The organism is Sphingobium sp. VMM (assembly GCF_056790315.1).
This window is the reverse complement of sequence record NZ_JBXGSI010000024.1, coordinates 53,212-75,037: the sequence shown is the minus strand read 5'-3', so window position 1 is coordinate 75,037 and position 21,826 is coordinate 53,212. Positions and strand designations below refer to the sequence as shown.

The 21,826-nt window shown below is 62.6% G+C and carries 23 protein-coding genes; 16 read left to right on the top strand and 7 right to left on the bottom strand.

The window, feature by feature from the left end:
• The first annotated feature begins 23 nt into the window (after positions 1 to 23).
• The 14 genes from gstA to ACUCV3_RS23745 all read left to right on the top strand — a co-directional run bounded on the left by gstA (position 24) and on the right by ACUCV3_RS23745 (position 11,479).
• Positions 24 to 629, top strand: coding sequence for a glutathione transferase GstA (gene gstA, locus ACUCV3_RS23810; RefSeq protein WP_188083141.1), 606 nt, complete (start codon positions 24 to 26; stop codon positions 627 to 629).
• Between the two features lie 181 nt (positions 630 to 810).
• Positions 811 to 1,662, top strand: coding sequence for an alpha/beta fold hydrolase (locus ACUCV3_RS23805; RefSeq protein WP_188083140.1), 852 nt, complete (start codon positions 811 to 813; stop codon positions 1,660 to 1,662).
• 19 nt (positions 1,663 to 1,681) lie between these two features.
• Positions 1,682 to 2,605 carry a catechol 2,3-dioxygenase gene (locus tag ACUCV3_RS23800; RefSeq protein ID WP_037508695.1) on the top strand — a complete coding sequence of 308 codons (924 nt, stop codon included), beginning with the start codon at positions 1,682 to 1,684 and terminating at the stop codon, positions 2,603 to 2,605.
• 29 nt (positions 2,606 to 2,634) lie between these two features.
• Positions 2,635 to 3,039 carry a heme-binding protein gene (locus tag ACUCV3_RS23795; RefSeq protein WP_240511587.1) on the top strand — a complete coding sequence of 135 codons (405 nt, stop codon included), beginning with the start codon at positions 2,635 to 2,637 and terminating at the stop codon, positions 3,037 to 3,039.
• Between the two features lie 53 nt (positions 3,040 to 3,092).
• Entirely contained in the window at positions 3,093 to 4,577 is a 1,485-nt protein-coding gene (locus ACUCV3_RS23790; protein WP_037508681.1) for a 2-hydroxymuconic semialdehyde dehydrogenase, read from the top strand.
• Between the two features lie 4 nt (positions 4,578 to 4,581).
• Positions 4,582 to 5,394, top strand: a complete 813-nt coding sequence (locus ACUCV3_RS23785; protein WP_037508679.1) for a 2-keto-4-pentenoate hydratase — start codon at positions 4,582 to 4,584, stop codon at positions 5,392 to 5,394.
• 25 nt (positions 5,395 to 5,419) lie between these two features.
• Entirely contained in the window at positions 5,420 to 6,358 is a 939-nt protein-coding gene (locus ACUCV3_RS23780) for an acetaldehyde dehydrogenase (acetylating) (protein WP_037508677.1), read from the top strand.
• Entirely contained in the window at positions 6,355 to 7,386 is a 1,032-nt protein-coding gene (gene dmpG / locus ACUCV3_RS23775; protein ID WP_037508674.1) for a 4-hydroxy-2-oxovalerate aldolase, read from the top strand. The genes ACUCV3_RS23780 and dmpG overlap by 4 nt, the downstream gene beginning before the upstream one ends.
• A gap of 10 nt (positions 7,387 to 7,396) precedes the next feature.
• A complete protein-coding gene (locus tag ACUCV3_RS23770) occupies positions 7,397 to 8,167 on the top strand; it encodes a 2-keto-4-pentenoate hydratase (protein WP_037508671.1) in 771 nt (256 codons plus the stop codon).
• Positions 8,168 to 8,380: a 2-hydroxymuconate tautomerase gene (gene thmT / locus ACUCV3_RS23765; protein ID WP_037508667.1), complete on the top strand. Its 213-nt coding sequence runs from the start codon at positions 8,168 to 8,170 to the stop codon at positions 8,378 to 8,380.
• A 4-nt stretch (positions 8,381 to 8,384) separates the two neighbouring features.
• Complete coding sequence (locus tag ACUCV3_RS23760; RefSeq protein ID WP_025548196.1) at positions 8,385 to 8,663, top strand: 2Fe-2S iron-sulfur cluster-binding protein; 279 nt, start codon at positions 8,385 to 8,387, stop codon at positions 8,661 to 8,663.
• 19 nt (positions 8,664 to 8,682) lie between these two features.
• Positions 8,683 to 10,182, top strand: coding sequence for an aldehyde dehydrogenase family protein (locus ACUCV3_RS23755; RefSeq protein WP_025548198.1), 1,500 nt, complete (start codon positions 8,683 to 8,685; stop codon positions 10,180 to 10,182).
• Between the two features lie 37 nt (positions 10,183 to 10,219).
• Complete coding sequence (hcaB, locus tag ACUCV3_RS23750; RefSeq protein ID WP_482241205.1) at positions 10,220 to 11,026, top strand: 3-(cis-5,6-dihydroxycyclohexa-1,3-dien-1-yl)propanoate dehydrogenase; 807 nt, start codon at positions 10,220 to 10,222, stop codon at positions 11,024 to 11,026.
• Between the two features lie 72 nt (positions 11,027 to 11,098).
• Positions 11,099 to 11,479: a hypothetical protein gene (locus ACUCV3_RS23745; protein WP_025548202.1), complete on the top strand. Its 381-nt coding sequence runs from the start codon at positions 11,099 to 11,101 to the stop codon at positions 11,477 to 11,479.
• 100 nt (positions 11,480 to 11,579) lie between these two features.
• Here ACUCV3_RS23745 and ACUCV3_RS23740 read toward each other — a convergent pair whose 3' ends face one another.
• The 6 genes from ACUCV3_RS23740 to ACUCV3_RS23715 all read right to left on the bottom strand — a co-directional run bounded on the left by ACUCV3_RS23740 (position 11,580) and on the right by ACUCV3_RS23715 (position 17,805).
• A complete protein-coding gene (locus ACUCV3_RS23740) occupies positions 11,580 to 12,620 on the bottom strand; it encodes a 2Fe-2S iron-sulfur cluster-binding protein (RefSeq protein ID WP_037508665.1) in 1,041 nt (346 codons plus the stop codon).
• A 123-nt stretch (positions 12,621 to 12,743) separates the two neighbouring features.
• Positions 12,744 to 13,871, bottom strand: coding sequence for an alkane 1-monooxygenase (locus ACUCV3_RS23735; protein WP_276609684.1), 1,128 nt, complete (start codon positions 13,869 to 13,871; stop codon positions 12,744 to 12,746).
• Positions 13,872 to 13,979: 108 nt separating this feature from the next.
• On the bottom strand, positions 13,980 to 14,531 hold the full coding sequence (locus tag ACUCV3_RS23730; protein ID WP_037508662.1) for a 3-phenylpropionate/cinnamic acid dioxygenase subunit beta: 552 nt from the start codon (positions 14,529 to 14,531) through the stop codon (positions 13,980 to 13,982).
• Positions 14,532 to 14,545: 14 nt separating this feature from the next.
• On the bottom strand, positions 14,546 to 15,868 hold the full coding sequence (locus ACUCV3_RS23725) for an aromatic ring-hydroxylating oxygenase subunit alpha (protein ID WP_234906619.1): 1,323 nt from the start codon (positions 15,866 to 15,868) through the stop codon (positions 14,546 to 14,548).
• A gap of 70 nt (positions 15,869 to 15,938) precedes the next feature.
• Positions 15,939 to 16,466: an aromatic-ring-hydroxylating dioxygenase subunit beta gene (locus ACUCV3_RS23720; RefSeq protein WP_025548211.1), complete on the bottom strand. Its 528-nt coding sequence runs from the start codon at positions 16,464 to 16,466 to the stop codon at positions 15,939 to 15,941.
• Entirely contained in the window at positions 16,459 to 17,805 is a 1,347-nt protein-coding gene (locus ACUCV3_RS23715) for an aromatic ring-hydroxylating dioxygenase subunit alpha (protein ID WP_037508659.1), read from the bottom strand. The genes ACUCV3_RS23720 and ACUCV3_RS23715 overlap by 8 nt, the downstream gene beginning before the upstream one ends.
• A gap of 217 nt (positions 17,806 to 18,022) precedes the next feature.
• On the opposite strand from ACUCV3_RS23715, the gene ACUCV3_RS23710 reads away from it, so the two are divergent.
• Together ACUCV3_RS23710 and ACUCV3_RS23705 are read left to right on the top strand one after the other, a co-directional pair.
• The gene (locus ACUCV3_RS23710) at positions 18,023 to 19,657 is read left to right on the top strand and encodes a sigma 54-interacting transcriptional regulator (RefSeq protein ID WP_482241204.1); all 1,635 of its coding nucleotides are present in this window, start codon (positions 18,023 to 18,025) and stop codon (positions 19,655 to 19,657) included.
• A gap of 117 nt (positions 19,658 to 19,774) precedes the next feature.
• The gene (locus tag ACUCV3_RS23705) at positions 19,775 to 21,001 is read left to right on the top strand and encodes an NAD(P)/FAD-dependent oxidoreductase (protein ID WP_037508656.1); all 1,227 of its coding nucleotides are present in this window, start codon (positions 19,775 to 19,777) and stop codon (positions 20,999 to 21,001) included.
• Positions 21,002 to 21,017: 16 nt separating this feature from the next.
• On the opposite strand, the gene ACUCV3_RS23700 is transcribed toward ACUCV3_RS23705, so the two are convergent.
• Positions 21,018 to 21,803, bottom strand: coding sequence for a 1,6-dihydroxycyclohexa-2,4-diene-1-carboxylate dehydrogenase (locus ACUCV3_RS23700; protein ID WP_170978350.1), 786 nt, complete (start codon positions 21,801 to 21,803; stop codon positions 21,018 to 21,020).
• Positions 21,804 to 21,826: the final 23 nt, after the last annotated feature.

Below are 21,826 nucleotides of genomic sequence, written 5' to 3'. Positions count from 1 at the left end.
AAGAAATCTAGAGGAGAAATACCATGAAACTGTTCATCAGCCCCGGCGCATGTTCCCTCGCCCCGCACATTGCCCTGCGCGAAACCGGTGCCGATTTCGAAGCCGTCAAGGTCGATCTGGCCGTGCGCAAGACCGAGGCGGGCGAGGATTTCCTCACCGTCAACCCGTCCGGCAAGGTCCCGGCCCTCACCCTGGACAGCGGCGAGACCCTGACTGAGAACCCCGCCATCCTGCTGTACATAGCCGACCAGAACCCCGCGTCTGGCCTGGCGCCGGCCGAAGGCAGCCTCGATCGTTACCGACTGCTGAGCCGTCTCAGCTTCCTCGGTTCCGAATTCCACAAGGCATTCGTGCCGTTGTTCGCCCCCGGCACTTCCGACGAAGCGAAGGCGGCGGCCGCGGAATCGGTCAAGAACCACCTCGCCGCGCTCGATAAGGAATTGGCCGGGCGGGACCACTATGCTGGCAATGCTTTCAGTGTTGCCGACATCTACCTGTTCGTGATGCTGGGTTGGCCAGCCTACGTCGGTATCGACATGGCCGCCTACCCCTCGCTCAGCGCCTATGCCGGCAAGATCGCGCAGCGTCCCGCCGTGGGTGCCGCGCTCAAGGCCGAAGGCTTGGCGTGAGCCGGACAGTCCGACTTCCCGCATTATGTGATGGAGTTCAACCATTCTCCATTTGCAAATGCGTTCTATTTAGTGCAATAGTAACGAGAAATCGGATGGACGCGAAAGCTGTGTGCATGACCTCGCGCGAACACAGGCAATGCTAGCGTCAAAAAACAGTTGAATATCGATTGGGAGAGCCATGACTGCCGTAGCCAACGACATCGCACGCCCGGAGATTGGCAAGTCCATCACGGTTGATGGCAGCGTCACGAATTATCACGATTTGGGCGATGGCGCACCGGTCCTGCTGATCCACGGATCGGGACCCGGGGTGACTGCCTGGGCCAATTGGCGGCTCAACATGCCCGAGCTCGCGAAGCGCTTCCGCGTCATCGCGCCCGACATGTTCGGGTTTGGCTATTCGGCTTCGAAGGGCCGGATCGAAGATAAGCGGGTTTGGGTCGATCAGGTCGCATCGCTACTCGATAGCCTCGGGATCGACAAGGTCTCGATGGTCGGCAATTCCTTCGGCGGCGGCATAACCCTGGCGTTCATGATCGCGCATCCCGATCGGGTCGAAAGGGCGGTGCTGATGGGGCCGGCAGGGCTCGATTTCCCGATCACGCCTGCGCTCGACCTGGTCTGGGGCTACCAGCCTTCGCTGGAGGAAATGCGCGCCTCGCTCAAGTACCTTGCCTGGGATCACAGCCGGCTAACCGAAGACCTGGTCCAGTCGCGCTACGAAGCGAGTGCGCGTCCGGAAGCGCACGAGCCGTATCACGCGACGTTCGGCGGGGCTGACCGGCAGCGCAACATCGCGATGCTGGCTAGCCGCGAGGAAGACGTGGCGGCACTTAAACACGAAACGCTCATCCTGCATGGCCTGTTCGACCAGGTGATTCCGCTGGAGTCCACCGTTCGCCTGGCCAGCCTGTTGCCGCGCGCCGACCTGCACGTGTTCGCGGAATGCGGCCACTGGGTTCAGATCGAACGGATGGCGAGCTTCAACCGCATGGTCACTGAATTTCTAGAGAACGGCCTCAAGGCCTGAAGGGACAAGGAGAACTGAAATGGCACTGACCGGTGTACTTCGCCCTGGCTATGTCCAGTTGCGCGTCCTCGATCTGGATGAAGCGATCCAGCACTATCGTGACCGTATCGGCCTCAACCTGGTGAGCGTCGAGGGAGGCAGGGCTTTCTTCCAGGCCTTCGACGAGTTCGATCGCCACAGCATCATTTTGCGCGAAGCCGATTCTGCCGGGCTCGACCGGATGGCCTTCAAGGTCGCCAGGGATGCCGATCTCGACCACTTTGCCGAACGGCTGCTCGACATCGGGGTTCATGTCGACGTGATTGCGGCCGGAGAGGATCCTGGTGTTGGCCGCAAGATCCGCTTCAATACGCCAACCTCCCACGTGTTCGATCTCTATGCCGAGATGGAGCTGTCCGAGAGCGGTCCGGCCGTGCGCAATCCGGACGTCTGGATCGCCGAACCGCGCGGTATGCGCGCGACCAGGTTCGATCACTGCGCCCTCAATGGTGTCGATATTTCGGCGAGCGCAAAGATTTTTGTCGAGGCTCTCGATTTTTCGGTGGCCGAGGAATTGGTGGACGAGACTTCGGGTGTACGCATGGGCATTTTCCTGTCATGCAGCAACAAGGCCCATGACGTGGCGTTCCTCGGCTATCCAGAGGACGGTCGGATTCACCACACCTCGTTTTTTCTCGATTCCTGGCACGATGTTGGCCATGCAGCGGATATCATCAGCCGCTACGACATTTCGCTGGATATCGGCCCGACCCGCCATGGGATCACACGCGGGCAGACGATCTACTTCTTCGACCCCTCGGGCAACCGGAACGAGACGTTCAGCGGCGGCTACACCTACTATCCCGACAATCCGCGCCGGATGTGGCAGGCCGAGAATGCCGGCAAGGCGATCTTCTATTACGAGAAGGCGCTCAACGACCGCTTCATGACGGTGAACACCTGAGCATGAACGGAGTGGCGACAATCCGGTCGGTGGGACACGATCTTGCCGCCAAGGCGGTGCAGGTCGCGGTGGCGAAAGGCGGCGAGGCGGGCTGTCCCCTCGTCGCCGCAGTGGTTGGCGCCACCGGGGAACTGGTCGCCCTGTTGCGCGCCACCGGGGCCCCGTTTCCCTCCTCTCAGATCGCGCAGGACAAGGCCTATACCGCTGCCAGCTTCAAGGTTCCGTCGCCGGACGTCTACAAGATGGTCGCAGGCAATCCCGCGCTAAGCGGAGGTATCGCCGCGAAGCCCGGAATCGCTATGTTCGGCGGCGGACTGCCGATCGCGATCGCCGGCGAAATCGTCGGCGCGATCGGAGTGTCGGGCGGAACCGAAGAACAGGATACGCAGTGCGCAAACGCAGCCCTCATCTCGATCGGGGCGACGCAATATTGAGTGTCCGGCCATCGCGGCACTGAAACAAGACGCTACGGAGAATTGAAGAGCCCATGGCACATGAGAATATCCCGGCTGTTACCGACACCATCCTGAATTTCATCGGGGGCGATTATCGCCGTGGAAGCACCGGCAAGACCTTCGACAATTTCGCTCCTGCGACCGGCCTTCGGATCGGTACTGTCCACGAGGCGAGCGAGGCCGATGTGGCCGATGCGGTTGCCGCGGCCAAGGCGGCGCTCAACGGCCCCTGGGGCAAGATGACCACGGCGGAACGGGTCAAGCTCATCTCCGCGGTCGCCACCGAGATCGAGCGCCGCGCGGACGATTTCCTCGCAGCCGAAGTGGCGGATACCGGCAAGCCGCGCCATGTCGCCTCGCATATCGACATTCCGCGCGGTGCCGCGAACTTCCGGATGTTTGCCGACGTCATCTCCACTACCCCGACCGAATCCTTTGCAACGGCAACGCCCGATGGCGGGCAGGCGCTCAACTACGTGGTGCGCAAGCCCAAGGGTGTGATCGCGGTGATCTGCCCGTGGAACTTTCCCCTGCTGCTGATGACCTGGAAGGTTGGACCTGCCCTGGCTTGCGGCAACACGGTTGTGGTCAAGCCATCCGAAGAGACGCCGCGGACCGCGGCGCTGCTGGGTGAGGTCATGAACGCGGTCGGGATGCCCGAAGGGGTCTACAACGTGGTGCACGGTTTCGGGGCGGGTTCGGCCGGTGAATTTCTGACCTCGAACCCCGACATCGATGCAATCACCTTTACCGGCGAAACCGGCACCGGCCAGGCGATCATGCAGAAGGCCGCGGTCGGGGTGCGCGACATTTCGTTCGAGCTGGGCGGCAAGAATCCAGCCGTGGTGTTTGCCGACGCCGATCTCGACAAGGTGGTCGAAGGATTGTCGCGTTCGGTATTTCTCAACACCGGGCAGGTCTGCCTCGGGACCGAGCGGGTCTATGTCGAACGGCCGGTTTTCGACGAATTCGTGAAGCGGATGACGGTGGCGGCCAAGGCGTTCAAACCAGGTGCAACCGGCGATCCCGCCTACCTTGGCCCGCTGATCAGTGCGGAGCATCAGGAAAAGGTGCTGGGATACTATGCGCGCGCGGTGGCCGAAGGCGCCACTGTCGTCACCGGGGGCGGGGTTCCCGCGCTTTCGGGGGACGAAACGGGCGGCTTCTATGTCGAGCCGACGTTGTGGACAGGCCTGGCGCACGACAGTTCGGTGATGCGCGAAGAAATCTTCGGGCCGTGCTGCGGGGTCATTCCCTTCGATAGCGAAGACGAGGTGATCGGCCTAGCCAACGATACCGACTATGGGCTGTGCGCGACGATCTGGACCGAAAACCTCTCGCGGGCGCACCGCGTGGCCGCCTCGATGCAGGTTGGCGTCTGCTGGGTCAATTGCTGGTTCCTGCGGGATTTGCGCACCGCATTCGGCGGTTCGGGACATTCCGGGATCGGCCGCGAAGGCGGCGTGCACAGTCTCGAATTCTACACCGAAACCGAAAACATCTGCGTGAAGCTCTGAGACCATGACGACTGAAACCACTATCGATCCCACGGCCATCCAGCAGGCGGCCGAGCAATTGAGGGGCGCGGCTGCCAGCGGCAAGCCGGTGGCGCCGATTCGCGATGTCATTTCGGCCGGCGGGGTGGATGCCGCCTACGCCGTGCAGGAAATCAACACCCGGCACGCCCTTGACAGCGGACGGCGCCTGGTCGGCCGCAAGATCGGCCTGACCTCGCTGGCGGTGCAGCGCCAGCTTGGCGTCGATCAGCCCGATTACGGCATGCTGTTTTCCGATATGGACGTGCCCGAGGGAATTCCGATCTCGCTCGATCAGGTCATCCAGCCCAAGGTCGAGGCCGAAATCGCGATCGTGGTCGGCCGGGACCTGCTCTATCCCGATCTCACCACGGCCGAGATGATCCGCGCGGTCGAATATGTCGTACCCGCGATCGAGATCGTCGATAGCCGTGTTGCCAACTGGGACATCCGCATCTGGGACACCGTCGCCGACAACGCCTCGAGCGGGTTGTTCGTGCTGGGGGCGGTGCCGCGCAAGCTCGAAGCGCTCGACCTGCGCGAATGCGGCATGGTGATGGAGGCAAAGGGCGAGCCGATCTCCGTAGGGGCGGGGATTGCCTGCCTCGGCAGCCCGATCACCGCATCGCTGTGGCTGGCGCGGGTCATGGCCCGGGTCGGACGCCCGCTGCTTGAAGGCGACGTGATCCTGTCCGGCGCGCTCGGGCCCATGGCCGGGATCGCGCGCGGCGATGTCGTGGAAGCGAGAATCAATGGCGTCGGAACGGTGCGGGCGGCTTTCGCTGCCGAGGCCGGCTGACGCAGATGAACGGAGAGATCGAAGAATGACCAAGATGAAATGCGCCATCATCGGCTCCGGAAATATTGGTACCGATTTGATGATCAAGCTGCTCAAGGGGTCCGATACCCTTGAACTGGCGGCGGTGGTCGGGATCGACCCGGCCTCGGAAGGCCTCGCCATGGCCCGCGAACGCGGCGTGGCGACAACCCATGAGGGTATTGAAGGGCTGCGCAAGCTGCCGGCCTACCCCGAGATTGGCATCGCGTTCGATGCGACTTCGGCCTACGCCCACAAGGAACACGATGCGGCCCTGCAAGCCGACGGCAAGCTGGTTGTAGACCTGACCCCTGCCGCGATCGGGCCGTTTTTTGTTCCGCCGGTCGGCGGAGTGCTCGACAGCGAAATCCGCAATGTCAACATGGTCACCTGCGGCGGCCAGGCGACCATTCCCATTGTCGCCGCGGTTTCGCGGGTGACCCCGGTCCACTACGCCGAAATCGTCGCGTCGGTGTCCTCGCGTTCTGCCGGGCCCGGCACCCGCGCGAACATCGACGAATTCACCCGGACCACCGCGCAGGCGATCGAGATAGTGGGCGGTGCCGGCCGCGGCCGGGCGATCATCATCCTCAATCCCGCCGAACCGCCGATGATCATGCGTGACACGATCTTCACGCTGACCGATCAGGTGGACGAGGACGCCATCCGCGCCTCGGTCAAGGAAATGGTCGAAACCGTGCAAGCCTATGTGCCCGGCTATCGCCTCAAGCAGGAAGTGCAGTTCGAACGGTTCGGCTCGAACCGGCCGCTGAAGATCCCCGGATACGGCGAATTCGTCGGCCTGAAGACCAGCGTGTTCCTCGAGGTCGAGGGCGCTGGCGACTATCTTCCGAAATATTCCGGCAACCTCGACATCATGACCGCCGCCGCCAAGGCAGCGGGTGAGCGTCTGGCCCAACAACGCCTTGAAAAGGTGGCAGCATGACCTTCAATCCCGAAACCGGAAAGCTCTACATCCAGGACGTCACCCTGCGTGACGGCATGCATGCCATTCTTCACATGTACGGCACCGAAAGTGTCCGCACCATTGCCAAGGCGCTGGACGATGCCGGCGTCGATGCGATCGAGGTGTCGCACGGCGATGGCCTCAACGGCACGTCGTTCAACTACGGGTTCGGTGCGCATACCGACTGGGAGTGGATCGAGGCCGCCGCCGATGTGATCAAGAACGCCGTGCTGACCACATTGCTGGTGCCGGGTATCGGCACGGTCGAGGAACTCCGCCGCGCCTATGCGCTCGGCGTGCGCTCGGTGCGGGTGGCGACCCATTGCACCGAGGCCGACGTCGCCAAGCAGCACATCGGCATTGCCCGCGACCTCGGCATGGATGTCTCGGGTTTCCTGATGATGAGCCACATGATCGATGCCGAGGCGCTGGCGCAGCAGGCCCTGCTGATGGAAAGCTATGGGGCGCATTGCGTCTATGTGACCGACAGCGGCGGCGCGCTCGACATGGACGGGGTGCGCGATCGCCTGCGGGCCTATGACCGCGTCCTCAAGCCGGAAACCCAACGCGGGATCCACGCCCACCACAACCTTTCGCTCGGTGTCGCCAATTCCATCGTCGCTGCCCAGGAAGGCGCGGTGCGGATCGACGCGAGCCTAGCCGGAATGGGGGCAGGGGCTGGCAACGCCCCGCTCGAGGTGTTCGTCGCCGCTGCCGACCGCAAGGGGTGGAACCATGGCTGCGACGTGATGGCCCTGATGGACGCGGCAGAGGACATCATCCGTCCGTTGCAGGACCGCCCGGTGCGCGTGGATCGCGAAACGCTGAGCCTGGGCTATGCCGGGGTCTATTCGAGCTTCCTGCGTCACGCGGAAAAGGCCGCCGAACAGTATGGGCTGGATACGCGCGAAATCCTGATCGAACTGGGCAAGCGCCGGATGGTCGGGGGGCAGGAAGACATGATCGTCGATGTCGCGCTCGATCTTGTTTCCGCACGTGCAGCATAGGCCCAAGGCAATGGACAAACTTGAGCGATACGCCGAAATCCTCGACAGCGCCGCTTTGCACGCGCGTGCCACACCGCAGCTCACCCATACCGATCCCGACCTGAGCGTCGCGGATGCCTACCGGGTCCAGCAGCTGTCGGTCGATCGGCGGCTGGCGCGGGGCGAACGCCGCATCGGGGTCAAGATGGGGCTGACGAGCCGCGCCAAGATGCTGCAGGTCGGGGTCGACGAGGTCGCCTGGGGGCGCTTGACCGATGCTATGCTGATCGAGGAGGGCACGGCCATGTCGCGGGCGCGTTTTGTCCATCCGCGGGTCGAGCCGGAAGTCGCCTTTTTGATGAAGGCGCCGCTGGCCGGTAAGGTGACGGCGGCGGCCGCGCTGGCGGCGGTCGAGGCGATTGCCCCGGCCATGGAAATCATCGACAGCCGCTATGAGAACTTCAAGTTCGCGTTGTCCGATGTCATCGCCGACAACACCTCGTCGTCCGGGCTGGTGATCGGCTCCTGGAACGATCCAGCAATGGATTTCTCGAACCTCGGCGTGTACCTCGAAATCGACGGGGAAGTGAAGCAAATCGGCTCGACCGCCGCGATTCTCGGCCACCCACTACGCTCGCTGGTCGCGGCAGCCAGGCTTGTTGCCGAAGCTGGTGAGGAGATTTCGGTCGGGGACATCGTGATGGCGGGCGGGATCACCGCCGCGCCCAATCTGGCACCTGGTCAAACGGTGCGCACGACCGTCCAAGGGCTGGGTTCGGTCATGTTCCAGGTGGAGGCCTGAATGCCGATCATCGAGGTCAACTTGCTCGAAGGGAGGACTCCCGACGACAAGGAGCGGTTGATCCAGGCTTTGACCGCTGCCGCCATCGAAGCGATCGGTGCGCCGCGCGAATCGGTTCGCATCATCCTGCGCGAGATGCCGCCGGGCCATTTCGCGGTGGGTGGAGAGACCTTCGCTGCCAAAGCGGCCGCGAAGGCGGCTGGACAAGGCTAGGACCGTGACCGGCCTCTATCAAATCCGCGTGGTTGGCGGCGGCGAGTTCACCTGCGGCGGGGACGAGCGGGTCCTCCTCGCAATGGAACGTTGTGGTGCCGGCGATATCGGGGTTGGTTGCCGGGGCGGCGGATGCGGAATTTGCCGGGTGAGGGTAGTCGAAGGCGATTACCGGACCGGCAAGATGAGTGCGGCGAAGGTGTCGGATAGCGATCGCCAGGCAGGTTATGCCTTGGCTTGCCGTCTGTTCCCGGCCGAAGATCTGGTCATTGCAGTGGAATAAGGTTGGAAGGAGTTTTAAGATGGCTACTCAACTGAAAAGCGCGGAAAACGAATACGGCATCAAGCCGGAATACGGCCACTTCATTGGCGGTGAATGGGTTTCGGGTGACAGCGGCAAGACGATCGACCTGATCAATCCGGCGACCGGGGCGGTGCTCACCAAGATCCAGGCGGGCAACGCCAAGGACATTCAGCGCGCGGTCGCGGCGGCCAAGGCCGCCTTCCCGAAGTGGTCGGAAAGCTCGCCCGCCGAGCGCCAGGAAATCCTGATCGAGGTCGCCCGTCGGCTCAAGGCGCGCCACCAACATTACGCAACGCTCGAAACTCTGAACAACGGCAAGCCGATCCGCGAATCGATGTACTTTGACATGCCGCAGGCTATAAGCCAATTCGAAGTGTTCGCCGGCGCAGCCTATGGCCTACACGGCCAGACGCTGGACTATCCCGATGCGATCGGCATCGTCCACCGCGAGCCGCTGGGCGTTTGCGCGCAGATCATTCCATGGAACGTCCCGATCCTGATGATGGCCTGCAAGATCGCGCCAGCCCTGGCTTCAGGCAACACGGTGGTGCTCAAGCCCGCGGAAACCGTCTGCCTTTCGGTTATCGAATTCTTCGTCGAAATGGCCGACCTTCTGCCCCCGGGCGTAATCAACGTCGTGACCGGTTACGGCGCCGACGTCGGTGAAGCGCTGGTGACCCACGAGGATGTCCGCAAGGTCGCGTTCACCGGTTCGGTGGCGACGGCTCGCCGGATCATCCAGTATGCTTCCTCGAACATCATTCCCCAGACTCTGGAATTGGGCGGCAAGTCGGCGCACATCGTTTGCGCGGATGCCGATATCGATGCGGCAGTGGAGAGCGCCACGATGTCGACGGTGCTGAACAAGGGTGAGGTCTGCCTGGCCGGTTCGCGGCTGTTCCTGCACCAATCGATCCAGGACGAGTTCCTCGCCAAGTTCAAGGTGGCCCTCGAAGGCATCCGCCAGGGCGATCCTCTGGACTTTGCCACCCAGCTTGGTGCGCAGGCTTCGCAGATGCAGATGGACAAGGTCCAGAGCTATCTTCAGCTGGCTACCGAGGAAGGTGCCACGGTCCTCACCGGAGGCAGTCGCAACGAAAGCCTCGCCGACGGGCATTTCATCAAGCCAACGGTCTTCACCAACGTCAGCAACTCGATGCGTATCGCCCGCGAGGAAATCTTCGGCCCGGTCACCAGCGTGCTGACCTGGAACGACGAAGACGATATGATGGCGCTGGCGAATGATACGACCTATGGCCTGGCCGGTGGCGTCTGGACCAGGGACATCTCCCGCGCGCACCGGATTGCCCGCAAGCTCGAAACCGGAACCGTGTGGGTCAACCGTTACTACAATCTCAAGCCCAACATGCCGCTGGGCGGATACAAGCAGAGCGGTTTCGGCCGTGAATTCAGCCATGAGGTGCTGCACCACTATACGCAGACGAAGTCGGTGGTCATCAATCTGCAGGAAGGTCGCGTGGGGATGTTCGACCAGTAAGGCCGAGCAACCCCGCACAACCGGCTTGAAGAGGAGAGTGGCATTGTCTGCAAGGCTTGAAGGACAGGTTGCGCTGCTGACTGGCGGCGCAACCGGAATTGGTGCGGCGGTGGTCGCCCGCTATATTGAAGAAGGGGCCAGGGTTGGTGTGCTCGTCCGAGACGACGAGCAGGCCCAGCTGGTGCGTTCGCGCCACGGTGACAAGGTCGCCGTGGTCGCGGGCGACGTCCGTTCCTTTGCAGACAATGCCCGGGCCGTCGCCGAGACAGTCGGGGCATTCGGCAAGCTGGATGTCTTTGTCGGCAATGTCGGGATCTGGGATTTCATGGTGCCCCTTGAGCAGCAGGATCCCGAGCTTCTGGAAAAGACATTCGACGAAATCTTTGACGTCAACCTGAAGGGGTATTTCTTCGGTGCGCGCGCCGCGATTCCCGAACTGAGGAAAACCAAAGGCAGCATCGTCTTTACCGCCTCGACGTCGAGCTACTACACTGGCGGCGGCGGGACACTGTATGTCGCATCGAAGCACGCGGTGCTTGGCCTGATCCGGCAGCTGGCCTGGGAACTGACACCCGATATCAGGGTCAATGGCGTCGCGCCGGGCGGCACCCGAACTCCGCTCAGCGGCACCAAGACTGGCGGGTTTTCCGAAACCAAGATGGAGGAGATGCTTGGCCTGGACGGAATGATCGCGGGCATGACGCCACTGGCGCGGATCGCCGAGCCGGACGATCATGCAGGTCTCTACGCGCTTTTGGCTTCGCGTCGCGATTCCGCATACATGACCGGAACGGTTCTGCTCAGCGACGGCGGCGTCGGCATCGGCAAGCGCCCCGACGCCTGATCCGCTGGTTCGGCCAGACGGCAAACACCGCAGGAACGACACCCTGTATCCGAATGTGGAGGATCGAGAACCATGGCCGAAAAATTCGAGTTCAAGGAACTGCTGAACGTGGCGGGTGTGATCGGCGCCGCGCGGTGGAAGCCAACCCATGTGGGACCAACGATTGCTCCGCCGGAACTGGTCGAATTCGGCGGCGATATCACTCGGGATCGGGCCGAACGCATGATGGGGCATGCCGAAGCAGGCGGGCTTGCGATCTATGGCATCGGCCAGCTCAGCTACCAGCGGGCGCCGGTCGACAAGACAGTCGTCTACCCGATCGATGCCTATTACGCGCATGGCCAGTACACCTCGGTGATCGCGACCCTCAACCGGGTTGCTGTGCTGCTGGACAACAAGGCAAAAGTGGATGTTCAGGACATGGTGCGAAAGATGGTTCTGGTCGACAACTGAGCACTGCGCGCCCGGGCCGGCCTCGGTCCGGTTCCGGCGTATCGGACCGAGGCCAGGAACGGATCCGTTCAATCTTCGAACCGCATCCGAAGTCCGGGGTTCAGCGCATCGTGCTCTTGTCGAGAAAGCGATCCGCGGCGATCATTTCCGGCAACACGCCGTGTTGTATAAGCTGGGCTTCGGCGGCGTCGATCATGGCTGGAGGTCCGCACAAATAAGCCTCGGTGCGGGTCAGGCCGGGAAGCCGTGCGATCGGCTCGGTGACCAACCCTCGGCCCCCGGTCCAGTCGCTGCCCGCATCCTCTTCCGAAAGTACCGGAACAAATTCGAAGGGCGCATCCCAGGCCGCGCTAAGCGCTTCGATCTCGTCCAGACAATAGAGGTGTTGGCGGGTCCGGGCCCCGTAGAGCAGGGTTACCGGACGGTTCGCACCCATGGACTGGGCTTGCTGCAAGATCGCCATGATCGGGGCAAGGCCGCTGCCGCCTGCCAGGCACAGCATCGGCGCTGAGCTGTCATTGAGGCGAAATTGACCAAAGGGACCTGAGAGATCAAGCGTCTGGCCAATGCGATCTTCACCGAACAGCCAATCGGTGAAGAGGCCGCCGGGGACGTGCCGGACATGGAATTCGAGCCGCTGTGCCTCTCCTCGTTCGGGGGCGAATGCGAAGGAATAGCTGCGCGGTTCGGCCATGCCCGGTCCCGTGAGGTCGGCATATTGGCCCGGCGAGAACTGCATCGGGCGATCGATTTTGACGACAAGATTGATGATGTCCGGGCAAAGCCGGGACGTGGCAACGATGGTCGCAGTGAAACTTTCCACAGCCTGCTGGCGGGATAAAGGGGCATCAAGTGCGATGACCAGGTCCGAGCGCGGCATCGCCTGGCATGCCAGGCGGTACCCTTGTGAAAGCGCATCGCGTTCGAGAACCAGGGCCGAAGGACTCAGTTCCCCGATCTTGCCGTCCATCAGTTTGAACCGGCAAGTGCCGCATGAACCGACCTTGCAGTCGTGCGGCATGGCCAGCCCCTCTGCCAGCATCGCTTCAAGCAGCGTTTTGCCTCGTGGGATCTCCAGGATTGCCGGTTCTCCGGCAATACTGACCTTGCTTGATCGCTGCTTCTTGAGAATTGAGAACATTGCATGGGTCGCCTTGCATGGACATGAAGAAATTGTGAAAAAGAAGCGGGATCCCCGTTAAAGGGACCCGCCAAGGTTACATGGGGGCAATCGGAGAGGAAAACCCCCATGCGGGTGGAACCGTCAGTCGGTGGTGGCCCAAGCGGGCCAACCAGTCTGTGTGTTCGCCGCCATCGCTAGTTTGCGCTCGCTTGGCGAAGCGAAATGTAGATCCCAGTCCTTCAACCTCGGCTGCGCGATGAACCGGTGCCAGACGGGCGGGACAAGGCCGCACAGGAAGCAAAGGAACAGCGAAGGCATCTGCGGCGCCTTCGGCTCGGGCTGAAGTTCGTAGAAGGGAATGTGGCCGTCGAGATGGTGGTTGATGTGGTTGGTAATTTCCACGCCTATCGGACGCACGATCATGCCAAGATGGTTCCAGGCGTGGTGTTTCGCGATGGGATCGCCTTCCACGCGCAGCAGGCCATAGTGCTGGAAATAATTGAAGCCTTCGACGAACATCTTGGCAAAGAACATTGCGCCAACAGTAGCGAATCCGGCGATCGGCCCTGCCGCCGCGGCAACCCCCAGGATGATCGCGCCGACCAGCACCAGCTGGAGCCACATGACATTGCGCCAGCTCCACGGCGAATGTCCGAGACGCGACAGGATTTCGCCCTGCTTTTCCCAAGTGTCCTTGTACGAACCCCAGGTCGCCTGGAACACGAAGCTGTATATCGTTTGTCCGCGTAGCGGGGTGTCGCTGTCCTTCGCGGTGTCAAGATGGACGTGGTGGGTGACAATATGAGCAACATCACGGTTGGGATCGCCGTAAAAGGCGCTCAGGCCCTTGGCCACGGCCCGTGGGAACCAATGGCGGCGATGCATCAGCTCGTGCGCCACTGGCAGGGTCGGGACAGCCGACAGCCAGGCCAGGCTGGCGATCGAACCGATCAATTGCCATGCCGAACCATCGGTTCCCCAGATCGGGTTGGTTCCGGTCGCCACCGAATTCGCGAACGCCAGATAGAGTGCAACCATCAAAGGGAATTGCAAGTAAATCGTGCGATATCGGCAACCAGTGCAATCCCGCGCGAGCGCGCCTTGTGATCGCTCGGCAGGACGATATCCAGTAGCATCAGCACCGCGAAGGTGGCGATGCCAAGCCAGACGAACGGGCCGCCCAAGCCAGACGAACGGGCCGCCGAGGATGAAACCCGCAACGCCGGTGAGGGTCATGGCGGGGACCAGAAAATAGCGCAGAGCATCCATGGCTTCTCTCCGATTTTGGGCACCTGCCCGCGGATGCGGGGAGCGTCCGATTGTCTTTTGATTGAACGGCGCGACAGACGGGTTCACCCGATGTCGCGCCGGGAATTACTAGAGGTAGATGTTCAGGTTCTTGCTGAGCATCACGTTGTGCTTGAGGATGATCCGGCGCTTGACCAGCTGATAGGCACCGCCAGTCTCGCGCCAGATGTCGATCCGGCTGCCGATCAGCGAATCCTCGTCACGTTCGTTGCGGTTGCGATAGGCGTAGAAGTTCGAGAACACCCTGAACTCATCCGCCTTGTCGGTGTGTTCCACTTCGACATTGGTGACGATGTGGGCGTAGCGCGTGGCCGGATCTTCCGACCATGCCGTGCCCGTTTCCAGGCGCGTGAGGCGTTTTTTGATCTCGTCGAGGCTGTCGTTGTAATAGGCCATCCGTGTCAGGTCGGTGACCTGATCGGTCGTATCGCGGCGATAGCGGGTCTCGATCCCCGGCATGTGATAATGCAGGTCGTCAGCGAGCATTGCTACCCAGCCGACATAGTCTTCATCGTCCAGGCAGCGCGCTTCGCGATAAAGCGTCTGGGTCAGCGCATGGGTCAATTCCAGCGAAGCGGTTGCGCCAGTGCGGGGGCGTTCGAGAGTGGTGGTCTGGTTCATTGTCAAATATCCTCTCAAAGCGCGAACAGGCCGGGAAGGTCGCGCGTTTCGGCCACCCCGGTCAGGCGGGGTTCGGGCCGCGGCGGCATCGCGCCGAGATCGGTGGCCTCCATCATGTCCAGCCACCGCTGGTAGAAGCCGCGCTGGTTGGCGTCGTTGTACTGGCCGCGATAGACGATTCCGGGCAGGGTATCGTGATCGATCTGGCGCCCAATGCCGCAGCGGTAGTGCAGCTTCTCGTGCCGGGTGACGACGCCGCGGTTGACCGTGGTGCAGTTCTCCCAGTTTTCGCCATCGTCCATCTCGAATGTACCGCCGGGGCCGAAAGTCTGCATCACGCCCTTGGTCACTTCGTCCTTGATGTCGTCGGGCATCGCCTTGTTGACGATCACCCAGGTTTTGAGCTCGAACTGCATCGGACCCTTGGGCTGCCATTGCCGGAAGGTTGAAATGCCCGGCAGGAACGAGACGTTCGGGAAAATCGAGGCGGAGGCCACCGAGCCGAAGATCTGCGAGCGCATCGTGCCCAGCCGATCGGCCATCTTCGGGCGGATCTTCTCGTAATATTCCATCACCTTGGGGCGGCCGAGCAGGAACAGGTCGCCCACGCCCTCGGTGCCGAATTCCCAGCCGTGGCCATTGACGCTGGCATGGTAGGAATTATCCATGTCGATCGGCGGGAAGGGCTGGCCGTTGTTCATCGACCGGCAGCCCGAATCGTGGGTCCAGCCCGCGTGGTAGGCATCGCCGATGAAGTTCTCGACCCCGAACTTCCAGTTTGCGCTGATCACCGACTTGATGCAGCCGCCAATCAGTTCGGTGCCGCCTTCCTCGTTGTCGAGCAGCATGTCGAGGTACCAGCGGAAATCGCCGAGCCAGGCGTCGAGGCTGGGGCCGTCCTCGGCAAAGGTGGCGAACACCAGCCCCTTGTAGCTGCCGACCCGGGCGACCTGCCGCAGTCCGTTCTTCTTGCGGTCGATGTCGCCTTCGTCGTAGCAGTATTCCTCGTGCATGCCCTGCAGTTCTCCGGCGGTGTTGAAGGCCCAGCCGTGATAATTGCAGACGAACCGGCGGGTGTTGCCGGCATCCGCGAAGCAGACCTTGTTGCCGCGATGCGGGCAGGAATTGAGGTAGACCTTGATCGAGCCATCGGGCTGACGGGTGACGATCACCGCGTCCTCGCCCATGTGCGTGGTCAGGAAATCGCCGGCCTTGGGCAGCTGGCTTTCATGGGCGACAAACAGCCAGGATCGCGCGAAGATGCGGTACAGTTCCTCCTCGTAGATTTCCGCGTCGCTGAAGATGCGGCGGTCGAGCCAGCCTTCCTTGAGGTCCATGTAACGCGAAAATTCCGGCTCACGGCCGATCCGTTCCAAACGCATGGTCATCGTCTCCCGTTGTATTGATCTAGAAAAATACGTTGACGTTGCTGTCGGGCAGCACCGAATGGTCGAGCGCGATTTCGCGCGCAGCGAGAAGCCAGCTTTCGCCCCCCTTGCGCCAGCGATCCGTGCGTCCGGCGGTGAGCAACCGGGTCTGCCCGTCGATCCGGTTCCGGTGGATCACCACCACCGAATGAACCACCGCTTCGTTCGGCTCGTCCGCGTCCAAAACCTCGACGTTCGAGACCACCCGGCGCACGAAGTTCGGCGGATCCTCAGCCCAGACAAAGCCGGAGCGCAGGCGATCGATCCGCAGCTTCAGCCGGGCGAGATTGTCGTTGAAGACATTCCCCGCGCCGACCGCGATCGGGGCGGAACGATCGGCCCGGAAGCGACGGCTCTTGAGCGCCATATGGTAGGACACGTCCTCGCACAGCAACTCCAGCCACTCCTCGAAGCGCTCGTCGTCGAGCAGCCGCGCCTCATGGAAGAGGCGCTGGGTAAGGGCGGTTACCGTGTCATGCAGGGCGGGTTGGGGGCGTACGTCAAGCATCGACGGCCTCCCGCGATGCCAGCGAATTGAGATTGTAGGCGGGAACGTCGCTCCAGCTCGAGGCCTGCATGTGTTCTTGCCAGCGGCGGTAGAAGTAGCGCTGATTGTGTTCGCTGACCAGGCCGGCGGCAATGTCGCCCGGAAAGCCTTCGCGCGCGCCGGAGCGGCCCAGCGCCATGTTGGTGTAGACATCCATCTGCGAAGTGCGCCAGCCGCGCGACTGTTCGGTGCAGGCGGCAAGGTTGTCGCCATCGTCGTTGTCGAACAGGCCGGCCAGCCCGAAGGTCAGGCACTGGTTGTCGAGGATTGTCGCCTTGATCTCTTCGGGCATGTCGTTTTCGACCATGGCCCAGGTCCATTGCTCGATCTGGCCCGGTCCCTTGGGATGGTAGACCCTGAACCAGTTGAGGCCGGGCAGGAACTGGAGGTTGGGAAAGATCGTGATGTTGATCTGAGAGCCCCACAGCTGTTCGCCGCGGGTCTTGCCGAGCCGCTCGATCGCGGTCGGCCGGTTGGCCTCCAGATAGTCGAGCATCGGCTTCGGATCGGGGTAGAAAGCATAGCCGGACACGCCGTCGAGAAACGTCAGCGCCATGTGGCCGTTGAGCCCGGCTACCGACAGCCCGCCTTCGAGGTTGGCGCTGGAATTGCCGACGCTGAGGCCGGACAGGTCCATCGACTGCACCGCCATCATCGCCCCGGCATGGGCCCAGCCCAGGTGATAGCCATCGCCGCAGACATTTTCGACCGGCAGCTTCCAGTTGGTGTTCAAGACCATCTTCTGGGTTTCGCCAACCAGCGAGGTGCCGCCGGGCAGAGCATCGAGCCAGACGTCGAGATAGAATTTGGCGTCGCCGAGATAGTCTTCGAGCGACGGCGCGGCGGGATCGAAATTGCCGAAGATCAATCCCTTGTATTCGGCGACCTGCGCCACCGGCACGAGCCCGAACTTGCTGCGGTCGAGTTCGCCGAAATAGGCCTCGTTTTCGAGCGGCACGCCTGCCAGCGCGCCATCTGGGGCGAACGACCAGCCGTGGTAGTTGCAGGTGAAGGACCGGGCATTGCCGCGATCGGCGCGGCAGATGCGGTTGCCGCGGTGAGTGCAGGTGTTGAGGAAGGCCTTTACCGAGCCGTCCTTCTGCCGGATGACGATGACGTCGTCTTCGCCCATGTAGGTGCGGAAGAAGTCGTTGGGCTGCGGAATCTGGCTGGTGTGGGCAAGGAACAGCCAGCATCGGCCAAAGACGCGCTCAAGCTCCTGGCGGTAGATGGGCTCGCTGGAATAGATCGAGCGTGATTGGCGGCCTGTGCTCGTATCGACCAGATCTGCAACATCCATATTGGCCTTCTCCTCTCCTCCGTTGGACCTCCCGGCTTGGAGCGGGCGGTTCCACGTAGCCATGGATAAAGCAAAGATCATGCCAAGGTGAAAAATGGCGCAAACATGCTCGATAAGGGGGATCGGCTCACGCTCGATTGCTTTCAGGGATTGTCATTTGCGTCAATTGTTCAGAAAATCGTGGTGCAGGATTGACATTTTGGTAAAAAGGATGGCGATGAAACAGCTTCCCGGCTACGCCGACCTTACCAAACGCTTGCGCTTTTCGCCCGAGCAGGGCCGCATCTGGCGCGACAGCGAACGATGCGTGCTTTTGAGCCAATCGGCGCTGACCACGCTGCGCAGCCAGCTGGTGGTGCAACTCGGACTGGCGCGGGCGCGACGCCTGTTCTGGGACATGGGCTTTGCGGAAGGCGCGAGGTGCGCGGTCGAGGCGAAGGAACTGCGCCCCGATCGCGGGTTTCTCGAAGCCTTTGCGGTTGGGCCCCAGGCCCATGCGCTGACCGGGTTTGGCTGGACCGAGATTGAGACCTTGGACAGCGATTCGGCGAGCGGCCATTTCCACGGCAGCTTTGTCGTCCACGATTCGATCGAGGCCGCGGTCCATCTGGCAACGGATGGCGTCAGCGCCGATTCGGTCTGCTGGTTGCAAACCGGCTTTGCGAGCGGCTTTGCCAGTTCCTTCGCGGGCCAGCCGATCGTCATGCGGGAGATCGAATGCCAGGGGATGGGAGACGGCGCCTGTCTGCTGCACGCCAAGCCGGAAGCGGAATGGCCTGAACTCGACGACGTCGAGAAATCGGTGCCGCCGCAGATGTTGGCGAACTCGCAGGCCGATCGGCACGAATTCGTCCCCGGCGTTTCAGCCGGGTATCACGCCGTCCGGAACATGATTGAACGCGCCGCCGGGACCGATGCCAGCCTACTGTTCCTGGGCGAGACCGGCGTCGGCAAGGAAGTGTTCGCCAAGATGGCGCATCGCGCCAGTCTCCGAAAGGACGCGCCGTTCGTGGCGCTCAACTGTGCCGCCATACCCGAAGGGCTGATCGAGGCGGAACTGTTTGGCGTGGCAAAGGGTGCCTACACGGGCGCGGTGGCAAGCCGCCCGGGACGGTTCGAGCTGGCGCATGGCGGCACACTGTTCCTTGATGAAATCTCGATGCTGTCCCCGCTGGCCCAGAGCAAGGTTCTGCGGGTCATTCAGGAGGGCGAATTCGAGAGAGTCGGCGATACCAGGACCACGAGGGTCGATGTGAGGTTGCTCGCGGCGTCCAACATCGACCTGGAAACGGCAATGGAAGCAGGCCATTTCCGCGCCGATCTATTCTTCCGGCTCGCTACCTTGCCGATCCAGGTTCCTCCCTTGCGTCACCGCCGCGAGGACATTCCCGGCTTGATGGAACATTTCCGCGCGAAGTACGCACGGCGCCATCGGCGTGAGGTCGCCGGCTTCACTGCCAGATCGATCAATGCCCTGCTGATGCACGAATATCCAGGCAATGTCAGGGAACTCGAACGAATGGTCGAACGCGCGGTTTTGCTGGTGAACGATCGCGAGGCGATCGACCTTCGGCACCTCTTCCTCGGCTCGGATCGCATGCGCATCAGGGCCGGCCTGGCCTTGACCAACGATGGACGGGTGTCAGGCGCCGAGGTCGGTAAAGAACAGGATCAGTCAATCAGTCACTTGGTCGGACTGTTGCGGCAGAAAGGGGAAGGGCTGAAAGCCGTTGAGAGCAGGATCGTCGAAGCCGCGCTGGAAGCTGCGCGGGGCAATGTCGCGCAGGCAGCTCGAGACCTAGGCCTGACCCGGCGGCAGCTTGCATCGCGCCTGGAAAAGATCGGACGGTAGCGAGAGCCTTGGCGTCCATCACTTGCAACGAGTTGTATAATGTGCAATGAAAACCGCTGATTTGGGGATGCGGCGAGCAGCCCGGACGTGGCAAACAGAAAGTGGGGAGAGAACCAAGTGCGCTCGATTGCGATTGTTGGTGCGAATCTGGCCGGTGGGCGCGCAGTCGAAGCCCTGCGGCAGGCGGGGTTCGACGGGCGAATCACCTTGATCGGCGAAGAACCCTGGCGTCCCTATGAACGTCCGCCGCTGTCCAAGGAAGTGCTGTGGGACCCGGCCAACGTCCCGGACAATTTCTTCCTCCAGGACGAGGCCTGGTACGATGACAACCGTATCGACATGCGGCTGGGCACCCGCGCCGAAGCGATCGACCTTGCGGGCGGCGGGGTTCGCCTGTCGGGCGGCGAATTGGTTCAGGCGGACCGGATTCTGCTCGCCACTGGCGGCCATGCCCGCAAGCTCAACCTTGCCGGGTCCAATTGCGCCAACGTCCATTATCTGCGTACGCGCGACGATGCGACCCGCATGGCCCTCGACCTGCGCGAAGGGGCCAGCATCGTGATTGTCGGCATGGGCGTGATCGGCGCCGAAGTCGCCGCCAGTGCGGTGAAACTCGGCTGCAAGGTCACCGTCGTCGAGCCGATGCCGGTGCCGATGGAGCGAGCGCTCGGCCGGCGCTTTGGGCAATGGCTGGGCGAGGAACATCGCAAGCGGGGAGTCGCGACCCATTTCAACTGCGGCGTGACCGGCTTCAGGTTTTCCGACAACCGTGTCAGCGCGGTCGAGGCAGACGATGGCACCGTGATCCCGTGCGATGCCGTGATCGTGGGGGTGGGAATCGTGCCGGCCACCTCGCTGGCCCGCGATGCCGGGATCGAGGTCAACAACGGGATCATCGTCGACCGTCGCTGCCAGACCAGCAACCTGGCGGTTTTCGCGGCGGGCGACGTGGCCGAGCAGGACGGGTTTTTCGGCGGTCGGTTCCGGCAGGAAACCTACCAAAACGCGGCGGACCAGGCGCAGGCGGCTGCTCTGGCGATGCTGGGGCAGGAGGTCTCCTACTGCAAGCCGATGTGGTACTGGAGCGACCAGTTCGATCTCAACATCCAGTTCTGCGGGCAGATTCCGGTGGAAGCCGAGGTGGCGATCCGCGGCGAGATGGACAGCAACGCCTTCGTCGCCTTCTTCCTGGCCGGCGAGGCGATCGAAGGTGTGCTGACAGTCAACCGCGCGCCCGATATGGGGGTGGGAAAACGGCTCGTTGAACGCCGGGCCCGCGCCAGCGCTGCGAGCCTGGCCGACGCCGGTATGTCCTTGCGGGATCTGCTCAAGCAGGCGGGCTGATTAGCCCGCGGCGCGGTCAGCCGATGCCGCCCCCGGCGACGAAAAGTGTCTGGCCTGTGACGTAGGACGCATCGTCGGAGGCGAAAAAGCAGATCGCCGCGGCCAGTTCATCGGGCTCGCCAAAGCGGGCCATCGGCGTATCGCGCAGCGTCTGTTCGAACACCTGGCTGAAGCCCAGGCGATCCGCTTCGGTGGGCGCAGCCGGATTGCGGGGGGTGACCCTGGTCACGTTGACTCCGCCCGGCGCGACGCAGTTGACGCGGATGCCGCTGGCTTCGAGCTCAAGTGAGAGGGCTGCGGTCAGCGCGGCGACCCCGCCCTTTGCGGCGGCATAGGGGACCCGGTTGACGCCGCGTGTCGCAACCGAGCCGATGTTGACGATCGCACCCCGCCCTGCAGTCCGCATGTGGGGCAGAACCGCGTGGCAGCACCACAGTGTCGGCCACAGAGACCGGTTGATTTCCGCGGTGATTTCCTGCGGGGTGTAGTCCCAGTAGGGCTTGGCCCAGATCGTGCCGCCGACGTTGTGAACGGCGACGTCGATTCGCCCGAATCGGTCAATGACCGTCTGATACAGTTCAACAGCGCCTTCGCAGTGTTCCAGGTCCACCGCGACTGCCAGGGCATTGCTGCCTTCCGCCTGGAGCTGTGCGGCCGAAGCCTCGGCCGCCTCCGCTGCGCGGTCGGCGATGACCACGCTGGCGCCTTCCACGGCCAGGCGCCTTGCGGTCGCCAAGCCAATACCTTGCGCTCCACCCGTGACCACGGCCACCTTGTCATGGAATCGATTCAGCAAAGTCACGTCCACATTCTCCCCGTCGTCCG